This window comes from Magnetospira sp. QH-2 (assembly GCF_000968135.1).
GTDB lineage: Bacteria > Pseudomonadota > Alphaproteobacteria > Rhodospirillales > Magnetospiraceae > Magnetospira.
On record NZ_FO538765.1, the window covers coordinates 2,564,605 to 2,579,374 of the forward strand.

Consider the following 14,770-nt stretch of genomic DNA (forward strand, 5'->3'; position numbering starts at 1 on the left):
ACAGTCTAGCGCGCTCTCGGTTGGGTCACCACTGGCAGATAGACGACCAGAAACAACACGAAAGCCAGCATCCATATCCCGGCGGAGGCATGCAGCAATCCCGGCACCCAGGCCGCGACAATGCGCAGAATGGTGCCGACCGTCAGCAGGATATAGGCGAACACGGTAAACCGGGCGGCGCGGATCTCGCGGCCGCTATGGCCGAGAATGGCCCGACTCATGATGGCGATGATCATGGTTGCCATGGCCCCGGCGGTCAGAGCATGCATGGCCCCGGCGCGCGGCACGTCCTCGAACACGCCTGAGAGCCCCAGAAATACCAGACCCACGGCCAGCCACAGATATCCCAGATGCAATACCCAGACGATAGGCTCGGATAGCGCTCGCCATCCCTGCCACCCTGAGAGGCGAAGCAAATGCAGAAATCCGGCGAAAACCAGCAACCAATGTCCCAAGGGGTGTTCCGCCAGGGCAATATCGTGGATGGCGCCCAGGAACGTGGTGCCCAAGGCCAGAATATCAATGGTGCCGAATGCCCGCACATTGGGGCCGCCGTAGCGGGCCAGCCAGTTGCCGGTGAAGTTGGGCACGACGCGGCCCCCGACGATGCTCAATAAAAAGACAATGGAGTAGAGCCCGATCTGTTGGCCCATTTCCATATGGTTGCCACCTTCCAAATGAAACAGCAATGCGCCAACCGGGAACAGGGCCAGAATGACCAGCAAAATATAGTTGCGGCTATTGTCGGCGCGCACCACGTCGCGCGCGATCATCAGAACCAATAGGGTTGGGAAGGCCACATCCGCCGCGGCGACGATCATCCAATCCAGGTCGCCGCCCAACGTCACCGCCAGGCGTCCGAGCAGCCACAGCCCCCCCAACAGTCCCAAACGCCAACCGGCCATGGGCGCCATGCCGGTCCAATTGGGCACCGCGGTCAACAAGAACCCGGCCACCGCCGCGCCAATGAAGCCGTACAGCATCTCGTGGATATGCCAATCCAGCGGTTGGAACGCCAAGGGGAGGGTCAAGGTCCCGGTCAGCAGGAAGATCCAAAGGCCGATACCGATCAGGGCGTATAGCGCCGCCAACGGGAAAAACAGCCGAAAGCCGCCCTGTAACAGGACGATCCCCTGCTCTTCGGTCGGTTCAGTCAGGGGGATAGGCGGCATGATATCAGGGTTCCGTCCGATGGCGGGGAAGGGGTTTGCAGTATGGCAACAATCGCCTCCAAAAGGTATTGATTTTGGTCAAGGGACACCGAGCCTCCCGCACCCTCTCCGGTCCTATCGACGTCCCACATAGACCTCGTCATAGCTGTTCACGCCATAGACCGTACCATCGGGGGCGACGGCGATGCGTTCAAAAAAACCGGGCGCCTTGTTCAAGCCGATACCCGCCACATTGGGATCGACAAATTGCCCCTCCCAAGCATTGCCTCCCTTGTAGCGGAAGGCCCCCCCGCCCCCGTAACGGCGGTCGTAGTTGGTGCCCGCGGCCCAAATCGAGTTGGGGTGGGCCACGGCGATATCGACACCGGCTCCGGCGTGGCGGACCCACTTGTTGTTGACCGGGTACTGCCAGAACTCATTGCGCCCGTTGTTGCCCGAACGGATCAATGCCCGGCCACGGTAATCCACATCGATGGCATGGATGCCCCAGCCGCCGGTGCTTCGCCACCCGGGGTCTCCGCCCCGTGAACGGGCATTCTTGTCACCATAAGAAGCACGGAAGACGACGTTCTGGCCATGGTTCTTGTCGGTGCTGAGGATATAGATCCAGCCGCCGCCGACGGCGATGTCCACCGCCTTCTTGCCGGTGATCGTCACCCAGCCGGAATTACGGTCGCGGCTGAACAGAATGGTGCCGTCCTTGGTGACGGCGAAGATCCCACCGTCTGGCGCCACGTCGATACGGTTCAGGTCGCCGCGCCAATGCCGATGGCCATGCCAGAGATCCGCCGCCGCATCATACCACCAGGCATGGCTGTCCCGCTGCCCCACGGCCCACACATCACCGTTCTGCCCCACGTCGATATCCAAGGCCAGGGCATCGCGGGATTTGCGCCATACCACCTTGTTCGGCGGCTGTCCCTTGGAGCCATCGGATTCATAGAGTCTGCCGTGGGAATTAATCACCCACATCTTGCCGGACTTGCCCGCCGAGATGGCGATGCCCCGGTCGTTGTAGCCGAGCCAGCCATCGTTTTGATGCACGTAGCGGAACAGCGGCGACCCGCCATTGGCATGATGATAACCGGTGCCGGTGACCCAGATATCCCCGGCGTCCGAAATGGTGATGTCCGAGGCCGTGCCGGCTTTTTGATGCCAACGGTTGCCGTGGTACTGATAGACCTTGTGTTGGTCATTGATCACCCAGGCATTGCCGTTCTTGTCCACATCCAAACGGATGGCGCCGCCGGGAATATGCTGCCACTTGAACTGGCCGTTTCGGTCATAGCGGGCGCGATGCATGACATAGCCGCCGCCGGTTTTCTGGGTGCCGATGATCCAGATCCAATCGCCGCCGATCCCCACGTCGATGGCTCTTTGGCCTTTGACTTCGTGCCATTGGCCGTTGTTGAACCAGATCCGCCCTTCCTGATCCACGGCGACGGCGGTGCCGCCCCAATGGGCATCGATGCGTTTGAACCCGCTCCGCCCTCGGCGTTCCACCCAGCGGGTGCCGTTGCGCATATAGACCCGACCGGATTTCTGCACGCCCCAGACGTGATTGCCGTGGCTGACAGCAATATCGAGGAAATCCTGCGCCTTATTGTCATGGCGCCAGCCCGCGGTGGGCGGATAGTAGCGTTTGCTCCCACCGCCGAAGGCCGACTTGATGGCATTGCTGACCGAGCCGACGGGATCGGACAGGGCTCCGGCGATACGCCCCGCCGCGCCATTGACCACGCTGCCGGTGAACTTCCCAGCGCCGGCAAAGGCATCCTTCGCAGCCTCCCCTGCCTTGCGGGCCTCCTCCGCCGCTTTCTTGGCCGTCTTGGCTGCCGCCTCCTTGGCCTTGCGGGCGCCCCCATCCAAGTGATCCATGCCGGGAACCTTGGCGATGACGTTCTTGATTTCAGCGGTTGCTTCGCCGACCTTACCACCGGCGAACTTCAGTCCCTTGGACAGGGGCACCTTATTCAGCCCCGGCGGCAAGGTGTTCTCGGCAAACTCGGCCAGCTTGGTGGTGCCGTTGAACACCGTCACCACGCCGTTTTTCAGCATGGCGTAGATGTTCCCGGTGCATTTGACCAGCAGCTTGGGGTCGGGCAGCGCATTGATCGGCGACCCGAATTTGATCTTGCTCAGGTCCAACCCGCCCTTCGGGGCGCCGCCCTTGGGGGTCGGCGGTCGATAGCGATAGCTGTAGCGCACATCCACTGGAAAGGCACAACTGGCCGGGCTGGTCACGGTGACGGTTTCATCAAGCACATCGACCCGGATATCGCGCCCGCCCAACAGGCCACCGTTGACCCGTCCGGCGAGGCTGACCACCTGTCGCTCCCGGGTGGCGTTGACGGTCAGGGTTGCGGTGCCGGACAGCGCCCCGAGGCCGGTACTGCCCAGTTTACCCAGTTTCAGGTTCGTCTTGGTCTGGCCGGTGCCGCGCAGTCCATCCTTGTCGAAGGTCAGGTCGAAATCACCGAAGGTCTGGCCGAGGAACTGGGCATCGCCGAAGACCCGGGCCAGAGGACCTTGAGTGCCATCCTTGGCCTCGGCCAGGGGGCCGAGCAGCAGGATATTGAAGTTCTCCGGCCCCGGAAAGGGGCTGCCCGGCTTGAACTGATAGCCCTTGAGGTTCTTGTTGCTGATCTGAATCAGGTCCAGGGGCAGCGCGTCCAGTCCCTTGAATAGGCCTTCGCTGGCCTTGCCCTGCGCCACCTGGACCGGCGAGAGCAGGGCAGCCGGACCGGTGGCGCCGCGCAGGCTGGCGACGGTCATCAGCTTCATGGCCTGGCGCAGGGAAATCTTATCGGCGGCGAAACCCAATTGATAGTCCATCGCTCCCCTGGCGGCGGCCTTGGGATTGGCGGCGGCGGCCTTCAAGGTCGCGCCCAGGTTATAGGGGCCGCTGTAATAGGCCACATAGCGGTCGCCGCCGACCTTCAGATTGCCCCACAAGCCGAACCGGGCGGCACTGTCCAGGTAGATCGTCGTCCCGGATAGCTCGCTTTGCGGAATGGCGAAGGGGTCTTTCCAAATTCCCCCCCGGTGGGCCATTTGCACATAGCGGGTCAGCTTGCTGTCGATCTTTCTCAGCACCGCCTGCCGGATAATGGCGTTGATGGTCCCGGTGGGCGGCACCTTGCTGGCCTTGCCGCCCTTCTTGCCGCCTGGCATCACCCCGGCGGTCATGGTCAGCACCCCGTTGGAGGGGAAATTCATGGCGCCAAGGGCAGTGCGCAGGTTGCCTTTCAACTCCAGTCCCGCATGAACCTGAATGCCGGTCAGGATATCCAGGCTGCCGCCGTAACTGGAGGCCACGGTCTTGCCCATTTCCCCCGGCAGCTTCTTGGCCTTGTAGATCCGCGCCGCGCCGGGCAGTCCCAGGGCAAAGATGGGATCACGCAAGGACGAGCCGACAAAAGCATTCCACAACGGCCCGGCCAGCTTGGGTACCAGCTTGCCCTTGACCAGCAGGGTCGGGGACATGGCGGGGATGCCCTTGTAGGCCTTGCCCTTGACCAGGGCGAAATGCATATTCTTGTAGCTGCCAATCAGTCCCGTGGCGTCTTCCTTCAGGTCGCTGGGCAGGTTCTTGAGTTGATTGCCCACCACGGCCGGAAGGCCGGGAATCAGGTCGAAGCTGTTGGCCAGGGCCGACAGGGACTGCTTCGGGTCGATACCTCCGGCGGGCTGCGCGGGCTGTTTCCCGGTCGGTTGCTTTTTCGGCGCCGGTTTCGCCGTGGCAACCGCCTGGGCTTTGGCACGGGGAATGACAATCTTGTTGTGGGCATCCACACCGGCCACATGGCCGTCCATAGTCACGGTGATGCTGCCGAATTTGCCGCCCCGCTTCACCCAGCGCTTCTTTTTCAGGTCATAGATGAATGGCGTGGCGCCGTTGCGCCCCTTGGCGAAATCGGTGGTCAGCATCCAGGGCTGCCCCTTTGGACCGACGGCGATATCGACACCCTTGCCCGGCACCTGGACCCATTTCTTGCCGTCGAAGCGATGGATGTCGTTGTTGCTATCGGTGGCCCAAGCGTGGCCGTCGGGACCCACGTCCACCTTGACGATCCGCCCGCCCACCCGGCTCCATTTGAAATGGCCCGAGCCATCGTAGGGCGAGCGCCAGACCTCGCCACCGCCCTTGGTTTTGTCCATGTTGGAATTGGCCACCCAGACCCAGCCGCCGCCAACACCGATATCCAACGTCCGCACACCGACCTTATTCCAGTTTCGGTCCTGGGCGCCCTTGTTGAAAAAGATATCGCCCTGTTTGGTGACCGCCAGTCCGCCGCCATCCGGCGCGCCATCGATGCGTACCACGTCTTTCAGAGTGCCGTGGACAAGGAATTTCTTTTGTTTGGCATCATAACGATAGGGCTTGCCGTCAAGGCCCGCGGCCCAAAGAGTGCCGTCGTGCCCCACCGAGGCATCCACGGCTCTTACCGGACTATCGATGAAGCCAGGATTCGCTTGGGCCTTGGCCTCCGGCAACGCCAATGGGGCAGTCACCAGCAGACAACAGACGGCGGAAATCCACCGGCGACAAATTCCGACTGACATGGATGGAAACCCCTTCTGAACCAAGCATCAACCTGTCCCCTATGTGTCGTAACTCTCGACAAAGAATTCAAGAATAATCGGATTGGGATATCGAACTCTCACGACAAGGCATCGTCGAAACGGGCCCGGACATTGACGCTTTTGATTTCAAGGAGATGGCTGGGGTGGAAGGAATCGAACCCTCAACCTCCTGGACCAGAACCAGGCGCTACTACCAATTGAGCTACACCCCATCATTTGAAGGCGCCCTTACTAGCAAAATGATTCCCTTGCCACAAGTGCCAAGTTGCCGGGGATGAGCGGCGGAATTGCGGGTTCCCCTTGGGTTGGCCCGATTCTTGGCGTATGGTCCATGTAAGAATACGGACATAACAGGCGCAAGACCGATCCATGGCCAGCCCCATTGCCATCCAGACTCCCCAGGCAGATTCACCCCGCAAAAACGCGAAAACTTTGGTGCATCAAGCTCTTTATGCCGCCATTGATCTGGGCACGAACAATTGTCGCCTGCTGGTTGCCAAACCCTGCCCACGGGGAATCCGGGTGGTTGATTCGTTCTCGCGCATCGTCCGCTTGGGCGAAGGATTGACACAAACCGGACGTTTGTCCGAGGAAGCCATGGACCGGGCGGTGGAAGCGCTGAAGATCTGCGCCGACCGGATCGATAAGCGTGAAAACATCAAAGTGGTCCGCGGCGTTGCCACGGAAGCCTGCCGCCGGGCGCTCAACGGCGAATATTTTGTCGGACGGGTCAAGCGCGAGACCGGGCTGAGCCTGGAGGCCATCACACCGTTCGAAGAAGCCTCTTTGGCTCTGCGCGGTTGCATCCCCTTGCTGGACCGACGGCACAAACGAGCCCTGGTGTTTGATATTGGCGGCGGCTCCACCGAATTGCTGTGGGCGGAAATCCCCCGGCGTGGCGCGCCGAAAGTCATTGACGCCATCTCCCTCCCCCACGGCGTGGTCACCCTGACCGAGAACTTCGATTGCGACCCGGTCCCGCAACAGATTTATCGCGCCATGATGACCAAGGTCGAAGGTGACCTGATGCGGTTTGACCGGGACCACCAGATTTCCGAAGAGGTGGCCCGCCATCGCGTGCAGATGCTCGGCACGTCGGGGACCGTCACAACGCTGGGGGCCGTCCACCTCAAACTCGAACAATACTGCCGCTCCAAGGTCGATGGCCTGTTCATGGATTTCGACGATTTGGACTCTGCCCGAAAACTGCTTTGCCACATGACCTGCGAGGACCGCGCCGCCATTCCGGCCATCGGCCCCGGTCGCGCCGACCTGGTGGTCGCCGGTTGCGCGATCCTGGAAGCCCTCTGCCGCCGCTGGCCGGTGGGGCGTCTGCGTATTGCCGATCGGGGGATCCGTGAAGGTCTGCTGCTGGGCATGATGACCGCCGACGGCTACCGCTTTGGGCGGTCGCGGCAGCCAAACTGCGCCTCCTCATGACAACAAAATCATCGGGAAAGAAAAACGGCGGCAAGGGATCCGGCGGGCTTAGCGGGCGCAATAAGTCAGTGCGGGTGCGCACGGCCAAGGGACGCAAGATATCCTCCACCCGCTGGCTGCAACGGCAATTGAACGACCCCTATGTGGCAGAAGCGCGCAAACTGGGATACCGCTCCCGCGCCGCCTTCAAACTTTTGGAACTGGATGAGAAATACAATCTGATCAAGCCGGGCATGCGGGTCGTGGATCTGGGCGCGGCGCCCGGTGGCTGGACCCAGGTGATCCAAGCCAAGATCAAAGGCAAGGGCCAGGTGGTGGCCCTGGATATCCAGGAAATGGATGATATGCCCGGCGCCACCGTGCTGCATTTAGATTTCATGGATGATCGCGCCCCCGAGCGGCTCAAACAGGCCCTGGACGGCCCGGCGGACTTGGTGGTCAGCGATATGGCGGCCCCCGTCACCGGCCATGCCCCCACCGACCACCTGCGCATCATGGGGCTGGTGGAAGCAGCGGTGGATTTCGCCGGAGAAGTGCTGGCCCCCGGTGGTACCTTCGTCGCTAAGGTGTTCCAGGGCGGCACGGAAGCGCAACTGCTCGCCCACATAAAGCTCATGTTCCGCACCGTGCGCCATGCCAAGCCGCCATCGAGCCGTGCCGATTCGTCGGAAATCTATCTGGTGGCCACCGGGTTCAGAGCGGAAAAACCAACAGACTAAAGAGGCTGCAAAGCTTGCTTGGCATCCGCCGCCGCTCGTGTATTCTGTGCGGCCAATCTCGCATGGAGGCATCATGAACATTCCCGAGGCACTGGCGTTTGACGACGTCTTGCTGGTCCCGGCGGCATCGTCCGTTCTGCCGGCGGAAGCGGATACCGCGACCCAGCTCACCCGCTCCATCCGTCTCGGCATTCCCTTGATTTCCGCCGCCATGGATACGGTGACCGAACGCAACATGGCCATCGCCATGGCTCAAAGCGGCGGCATCGGTGTGATCCACAAGAACCTGGAAGTGGCCGAACAGGCCAATGAGGTCCGGGCGGTTAAGAAATTCGAGTCGGGTATGGTCGTCGATCCCATGACCATTCAGCCCGATGCCCGCCTGTCCGATGCCTTGGACCTGATGTCCTCGTACCATTTCTCGGGTATTCCGGTGGTTGAGAAAAACGGCTTGCTTGTTGGCATTCTGACCAACCGTGACGTGCGCTTCGCCAGCAATCCTGATCAGCCGGTCAACGAACTGATGACACGCCATACGGAAGACAAGCCGCTGGTGACCGTCCGCGAGGGCGTGGATATGGAAGAGGCCAAACGCCTGCTGCACGCCCATCGCATCGAGAAGCTGTTGGTGGTCGATGATGCCCACCGCTGTATCGGCCTGATTACCGTCAAGGATATCGAGAAAGCCAAAACCTTCCCCAACGCTTGCAAGGACGAACAGGGACGTCTGCGCGTCGCCGCCGCCACTGGCACCGGCCCCGCCGGATTCGAACGTGCCGAAGAACTGATCGCATCCGAAGTGGATGTGTTGGTGGTGGATACCGCCCACGGCCATTCCCAAGGGGTGCTGGATGCGGTGAACCATATCAAGAGTCTGTCCAATCAGGTCCAGGTCATTGCCGGGAACGTGGCCACCGCCGCCGCCGCCAAGGCCCTGATCGCCGCCGGGGCCGACGCCATCAAGGTTGGCATCGGGCCGGGTTCCATTTGTACCACCCGCATGGTTGCCGGGGTTGGCGTGCCGCAGTTGACCGCCGTCATGGAAACCGCTGCCGCCTGCCGCGAAGCCGGGGTACCGGCCATTGCCGATGGCGGGATCAAGTATTCCGGTGACGTGGCCAAGGCCATCGCCGCCGGGGCCGACAGCGTCATGATCGGCTCTTTGTTGGCGGGCACCGACGAAAGCCCGGGCGAGGTGTTCCTCTATCAGGGCCGGTCTTACAAGTCCTATCGCGGCATGGGCTCGCTGGGCGCCATGTCCAAAGGTTCCGCCGACCGCTATTTCCAACAGGAAGTCTCCGACAACCTGAAGCTGGTCCCCGAAGGCATCGAGGGCCGCGTCCCCTACAAGGGTCCGGCGGGTCAGGTGGTTCATCAATTGATGGGCGGCCTGAGGGCGGCCATGGGTTATACGGGCAACGGCACCATTGAGGATATGCGGTCGCAATGCGAGTTCCGTCGCATCACCAATGCGGGCCTGCGGGAAAGCCACGTTCACGACGTGACCATCACTCGCGAAGCCCCCAACTATCGCATCGGTACCTGATCCGGTGACCCCTGGCGCCCGCATCAAGGCCTCCGTCGAACTGCTGCTCGAAATCGACCAGGGCAGGCAACCGGCGGACACCGTGATGAACGGCTATTTCCGCAGCCGCCGCTACGTGGGCTCCCGGGACCGCCGCTCCATCAGCGACATGGTCTACAACATGATCCGGCGCCGTAGCGGACTGGATTGGTGGATCGACCGGGTCATGGCCTCGTTTCCCACATCGAAACCGCTGGACGGGGCCGGGCGGCTGCGGGCACGGATCATTACCGACCTGATCCTCAATGGCGATCACCGGGCGGCTCAGATGTCGGAGCTGTTCAACGGCAACCGGCATTGTCCCAATCTGCTGACCGCCCACGAACGCGCCTTGGCTGAACACCTGGAAGGCCAGCCCTTCGATCACGAAGAAATGCCCGCCAATGTCGCCTATGAATTCCCGGCCTGGATGGAACCCCACCTCATGGACCGATGGGGCGATGACCTGGGGCGCCAGATGCAGGCGCTCAATCGCCCGGCGCCGGTGGACCTGAGAGTCAATTTGATCAAGGGCACGCGCGACGAGGCCCGTTCCGCCCTGACCGGCGAAGGACTGTTCGCCGAAAACACCCCCTTGTCGCCCCTGGGCCTGCGCCTGACCGGAAGAGCCCGCCTTGGCGGCCTGAGCGCCTTTCAGAATGGTCAGATCGACGTGCAGGACGAGGGCTCTCAGATCCTGTCGCTGTTGGTAGATGCGCGGCCGGGCATGACTGTGGTGGATTTCTGCGCCGGAGCCGGCGGCAAGTCCCTGGCCCTGGCCGGATCCATGGGCACCACGGCGGGAAAGCCAGACAACCTCAACGGTCGCATCATTGCCTGCGATGTCTCCAACAAGCGTCTGCGCCGCATGGACAACCGATTGGTGCGGGCGGGCATCCGCACCGGCGTGATCCGCCGCACCCTGTCCTCGGAACAGGATCGCTGGGTGGACCGCAACAAGGAAGTGGCCCAGCGGGTGCTGGTGGACGCTCCTTGCAGCGGTTCCGGCACCTGGCGCCGTAATCCGGACCAGAAAGACCAAGTCAGCGCAGAGGAATTCGCCGCCCTGCTCCGCCGTCAACAATCTATCCTCGAACACGCGGCGCGCTTGGTGCAGCCCGGTGGGCGATTGATCTATGCCACCTGTGCCATGCTATCGGCGGAAAACGAGGATCAGGTCACCCGATTCCTCAATGATCGCGACGGATTCCGCATCCTACCCATTGGCGAGATCTGGGGCGAGACGGTGGGCGGCGACTGTCCTGCCGATGGCCCGTTCCTGCAACTGACCCCCGCCGACACCAACACGGACGGCTTTTTCTGTGCGGTGCTGGAGCGGACGGGCTAACAGGCTGCTTCTGTAATCGAGTCTTTTGAGTCAAGCTGATTTCCAAGCCGTCGGTTTGAACCTGGGTTATGTGGCGCCCTTTGCTTCTGTCCGCGGTCGACGTCGTCGCCGCATGATGGGGATCAAGGGGGATCGGGTGCAGCAATCTGAAAAGCGTGGTCTTACGCCACTGCAGCCTGCGCGCTGTCATCCGAGCCCCGCGCGTCGCCACGCGTCCTGGCCGCCCTTCAGGCGATCTCGGTTTTCGTTGTGTTTAGATGGCGGTCTCCTCCTTGCGGTACTGGAAGTCCGTGCCGTCGATCCACATGCGATGCATGATTACGGCGAGACGCCGGGCAACGGCTACCTTGGCGCGTTTCATCCCGCGCCTTTTGGCGACCGCGAGCCCCCAGTGTTTGAGCCAGGACCAACGGCGGGTTCGAGTGAGAAGTGCATTGGCGGCCTCGAACAAAAGCCAACGAACCATGGCATCTCCGCACTTGCTGATGGGGCCGCTTCGGTCCTGCTCTCCCGAGGCGTATCTGCGTGGGACAAGCCCGAAGTGGGCGCCGACCATGACCGACTTTTGAAACCGTTCCGGCACGTCGAGTCCTGTCCTGAAAGCGAGGGCGGTAACTGGGCCGACGCCGGGAACGGTCATCAGGCGCCGGCAAACGCTATCATCGCGCGCAGCGGCATGAACCTGCCGGTCGAGCTTGTCGAGTTGTTCGAGCAAGGCTTGGCGCGCAAGCAAGAGCGGCTCGGCGGCTGCGCTGAGGTGCGGGTTATCAGCCGTCAATTCCCGAACCCGCGCCGCGAAAAGGCGTCCGCGCGCCATACCGACCTTGAGGCCGAAAGCTTTCAATGTTCCTCGTACCGTATTGGACAACTGACGGACCTGATGAACCAGGGTCTCCCGATGGGTCAGCACCATCCGGAGCTCCTGACTGCGCGCGGTCTTGACGTGGGTCGCGCGGTACAAACCGGTCCGCATCGCCTGGCTGATCAAGCGGGCGTCGCGACGGTCCGTCTTGACTGGGCTGGCGCTGGCAAAGGCCTTCATTTGCCGGGTCTCGATACAAATCACAGGGAGGCCCCGACTGGACAGTCCTGCGTACAGCCAAGGCGCCAGAGGGCCAGCTTCCAACCCAATTCGCGCAAAGCCACGCCCGCTTTCCTCGAGCCAAGTGGCGACCGCCTCGGGTGTGCTTGACACCTTGCCTTCGCGAATGACGGTTCCCTTTGCATCAATCTCACAGATCGAAATGCTTGCCATCGATACGTCCATTCCAACAAAATACTCCATAGCTGGTCTCCTCTGTTCCATGTCCAGGAATTGACCCGGATACTTGATCAAGACCGAGTGTGGAGACCAGCTGACTGTTTAGGCAATCCCTGACTGCTCGATTACCGCCATCTGAAAAAGTGTTGTCCTATGGCTCGCCTCGCCCTTCGTCCCTCGACAAGCTCGGGATGAGGAAGCTCAGGGTGAGGCTAACATGTTGAAATTAAAAAGCCCTCATGCTGAGCTTGTCGAAGCATGTGTCGCCACAGGCTCGAAATCGGACGTTTTCTGCAGCCTGCGAAAGGCTTTAGGCCTCCGTCACATCTGTCTGCGGAAAATTATCTCCTTGAAACAGCAATGGCGCGTCCAAGGCCCGCGCCGTCCCACAGGCGAAGCAGTCGCCCAAATTGAGTCTGGCAGGATGACGCCCCTTGCCATAGACGCGCAGGGCATGCTCGGTGAAAGCCGTGACCCGATCATCGACCGGCGCGACCGATACCCCGGCTTCGCGCAGCAGCGCCTCGTAATCGCTTTCCAAAAGGTGCCGATAGCGTCCGCGCAGCACCGCCAAAACTTCAATATGATTGACAGCGCTGATCCGCCCCTCTCCGGCTTCGCTTAAAAGGTGGACCAATAGCTCAAAGCCTTCTTCACCGCGCAAGATCGCGACAATCGCGGAGCTATCCACGACGATCATTGGAACAGCCCATCCTCATCGTAGAGAGAGTCCGGGTCGGCAATCCCCTCTTCAGCCAAGGATTGGGCATGATGGGCAATATTCAACAGCCGGTCATAGCGATCCCGCCCAACCGTCGGCGATGGATCCAACTCAGCCTTGTACTTGCGAAGGGCCTCGGTCACCGTGGCGGTCTTGCTGCGACCGGTCAGGCGCGCCAATTCCGTGACCAGCGCTTCGGTTTCCGCGTTCTTGATATTCAGGGCCATGATATGCTCGGTTTCTTTAATTCTTGATATATTGGTGTAAGTATACCATTCACAGTCCGGAAATGCCACTTCTCCTGGTTTCACTTTGATGGATGGGCTATGGTCCGCAGCGTCATTTCAGCCCTTCGCCGGAGGTTCCAGCGCGCCCATGTCCGACCGCATTCTGATCATCGATTTCGGCTCCCAGGTCACTCAGCTCATTGCCCGGCGGATCCGGGAAAGCGGGGTCTATTCGGAAATCCACCCGTTCAACAAAGTCACCGCCGAGACCATCCGGGCCTATGACCCGCAAGGGGTGATCCTGTCCGGCGGTCCGGCTTCTGTAACCTCTTCGGACACGCCACGCGCGCCTCAGGAGCTTTTCGACATGGGCCTGCCGGTTCTCGGTATCTGCTATGGCGAACAGACCATCTGCGCGCAGCTGGGCGGCAAGGTGGAAGAATCCAATCACCGGGAATTCGGGCGCGCCTATGTGGACGTGGTGGAAGATTGCGAGCTGTTCCACGGTGTCTGGGATCTGGGCGCCCGGGAACAGGTTTGGATGAGCCATGGCGACCGTATCGACGCCATCCCCGAGGGCTTCCGCGCCGTCGCCACCTCCGACGGCTCGCCCTTTGCCGCCATTGCCAATGACGACAAGCGATTCTACGGCGTACAGTTCCATCCCGAGGTGGTGCACACCCCCCACGGCGCCAAGCTGTTGGAGAATTTCACCCACCGGGTTTGCGGCTGCGGCGGTGATTGGACCATGGCTCACTTCAAGACCCAGGCCATCGCCAAAGTGCGCGAGCAGGTGGGCGACGGCAAAGTCATCTGTGGCCTGTCCGGCGGCGTGGATTCCTCGGTGGTGGCGGTGCTGCTGCACGAGGCCATCGGCGACCAACTGACCTGCGTCTTCGTCGATCACGGCTTCATGCGCCAGGACGAACCGGAGGAAGTGGTCAGCCTGTTCCGCGATCACTACAACATTCCGCTGGTCCATCGGGACGCTTCCGAGGTGTTTATTTCCGCCATCAAGGGAGAGACCGACCCGGAAAAGAAGCGCAAGACCATCGGCGGCCTGTTCATCGACGTATTCGAGCAGGAAGCCAACAACATCGGCGGCGCCGACTTCCTGGCCCAGGGGACTCTCTATCCCGACGTGATCGAGTCCGTGTCCTTCACCGGCGGCCCCAGCGTCACCATCAAATCCCACCATAATGTGGGCGGCCTGCCGGAACGCATGAACATGCAATTGGTCGAGCCTTTGCGCGAACTGTTCAAGGACGAGGTCCGCGCCCTGGGCCGCGAATTGGGCCTGCCCGACGCCTTCGTCGGTCGCCACCCCTTCCCCGGCCCCGGACTGGCCATCCGCATCCCCGGCCAGCCCATCACCCGCGAAAAGCTCGATGTACTGCGCCGGGCCGACGCCATCTATCGCGAGGAGATCACCAACGCCGGGCTCTATGACGCCATCTGGCAGGCCTTCGCGGTGCTGCTGCCGGTCCAGACCGTCGGCGTCATGGGCGACGCGCGTACCTATGACTACGCCTGTGCCCTGCGCGCCGTCACCTCCACCGACGGCATGACCGCCGACTTCTTCCATTTCGACATGGAATTCCTCGCCCGGGTATCCAACCGCATTATCAACGAAGTCAAAGGAATCAACCGCGTGACCTACGACGTGACCAGCAAACCGCCGGGGACGATTGAGTGGGAGTGAGCTTCCGCAGGTAACCTATTGAAATATAA

The 14,770-nt window shown here is 61.6% G+C and carries 10 protein-coding genes and 1 tRNA gene; 5 read left to right on the forward strand and 6 right to left on the reverse strand.

Features of this window, described 5'->3' with window-relative positions:
• Positions 1-5: 5 nt before the first annotated feature.
• The 3 genes from MGMAQ_RS12085 to MGMAQ_RS12095 form a co-directional block, all read right to left on the reverse strand.
• Positions 6-1,172: an NnrS family protein gene (locus tag MGMAQ_RS12085; RefSeq protein WP_046021731.1), complete on the reverse strand. Its 1,167-nt coding sequence runs from the start codon at positions 1,170-1,172 to the stop codon at positions 6-8.
• Between the two features lie 114 nt (positions 1,173-1,286).
• Positions 1,287-5,738, reverse strand: coding sequence for a tectonin domain-containing protein (locus tag MGMAQ_RS12090; protein WP_046021732.1), 4,452 nt, complete (start codon positions 5,736-5,738; stop codon positions 1,287-1,289).
• 156 nt (positions 5,739-5,894) lie between these two features.
• A tRNA-Gln gene (locus MGMAQ_RS12095) sits at positions 5,895-5,971 on the reverse strand.
• Between the two features lie 157 nt (positions 5,972-6,128).
• Here MGMAQ_RS12095 and MGMAQ_RS12100 point away from each other — a divergent pair.
• The 4 genes from MGMAQ_RS12100 (at position 6,129) to MGMAQ_RS12115 (ending at position 10,830) form a co-directional block, all read left to right on the forward strand.
• Positions 6,129-7,199 (forward strand): Ppx/GppA phosphatase family protein, encoded by a 1,071-nt coding sequence (locus MGMAQ_RS12100; RefSeq protein ID WP_082085416.1) that lies wholly within the window; start codon positions 6,129-6,131, stop codon positions 7,197-7,199.
• Positions 7,196-7,918, forward strand: coding sequence for an RlmE family RNA methyltransferase (locus MGMAQ_RS12105; RefSeq protein WP_046021733.1), 723 nt, complete (start codon positions 7,196-7,198; stop codon positions 7,916-7,918). Before MGMAQ_RS12100 ends, MGMAQ_RS12105 begins: the two co-directional genes overlap by 4 nt.
• Before the next feature lie 73 nt (positions 7,919-7,991).
• Complete coding sequence (gene guaB, locus MGMAQ_RS12110; RefSeq protein WP_046021734.1) at positions 7,992-9,464, forward strand: IMP dehydrogenase; 1,473 nt, start codon at positions 7,992-7,994, stop codon at positions 9,462-9,464.
• A 4-nt stretch (positions 9,465-9,468) separates the two neighbouring features.
• Positions 9,469-10,830, forward strand: coding sequence for an RsmB/NOP family class I SAM-dependent RNA methyltransferase (locus MGMAQ_RS12115; RefSeq protein ID WP_046021735.1), 1,362 nt, complete (start codon positions 9,469-9,471; stop codon positions 10,828-10,830).
• A gap of 253 nt (positions 10,831-11,083) precedes the next feature.
• Here the strand turns inward: MGMAQ_RS12115 and MGMAQ_RS12120 are convergent, their stop codons facing one another.
• From MGMAQ_RS12120 to MGMAQ_RS12130, 3 genes are all read right to left on the reverse strand, one after another.
• Positions 11,084-12,115: an IS110 family transposase gene (locus MGMAQ_RS12120; RefSeq protein ID WP_046020119.1), complete on the reverse strand. Its 1,032-nt coding sequence runs from the start codon at positions 12,113-12,115 to the stop codon at positions 11,084-11,086.
• 286 nt (positions 12,116-12,401) lie between these two features.
• Positions 12,402-12,791, reverse strand: a complete 390-nt coding sequence (locus MGMAQ_RS12125) for a type II toxin-antitoxin system VapC family toxin (protein ID WP_046021736.1) — start codon at positions 12,789-12,791, stop codon at positions 12,402-12,404.
• Positions 12,788-13,039 carry a type II toxin-antitoxin system VapB family antitoxin gene (locus MGMAQ_RS12130; protein WP_046021737.1) on the reverse strand — a complete coding sequence of 84 codons (252 nt, stop codon included), beginning with the start codon at positions 13,037-13,039 and terminating at the stop codon, positions 12,788-12,790. Before MGMAQ_RS12130 ends, MGMAQ_RS12125 begins: the two co-directional genes overlap by 4 nt.
• Before the next feature lie 148 nt (positions 13,040-13,187).
• Here MGMAQ_RS12130 and guaA point away from each other — a divergent pair, with 148 nt between their 5' ends.
• Positions 13,188-14,741, forward strand: a complete 1,554-nt coding sequence (gene guaA, locus MGMAQ_RS12135; protein ID WP_046021738.1) for a glutamine-hydrolyzing GMP synthase — start codon at positions 13,188-13,190, stop codon at positions 14,739-14,741.
• Positions 14,742-14,770: the final 29 nt, after the last annotated feature.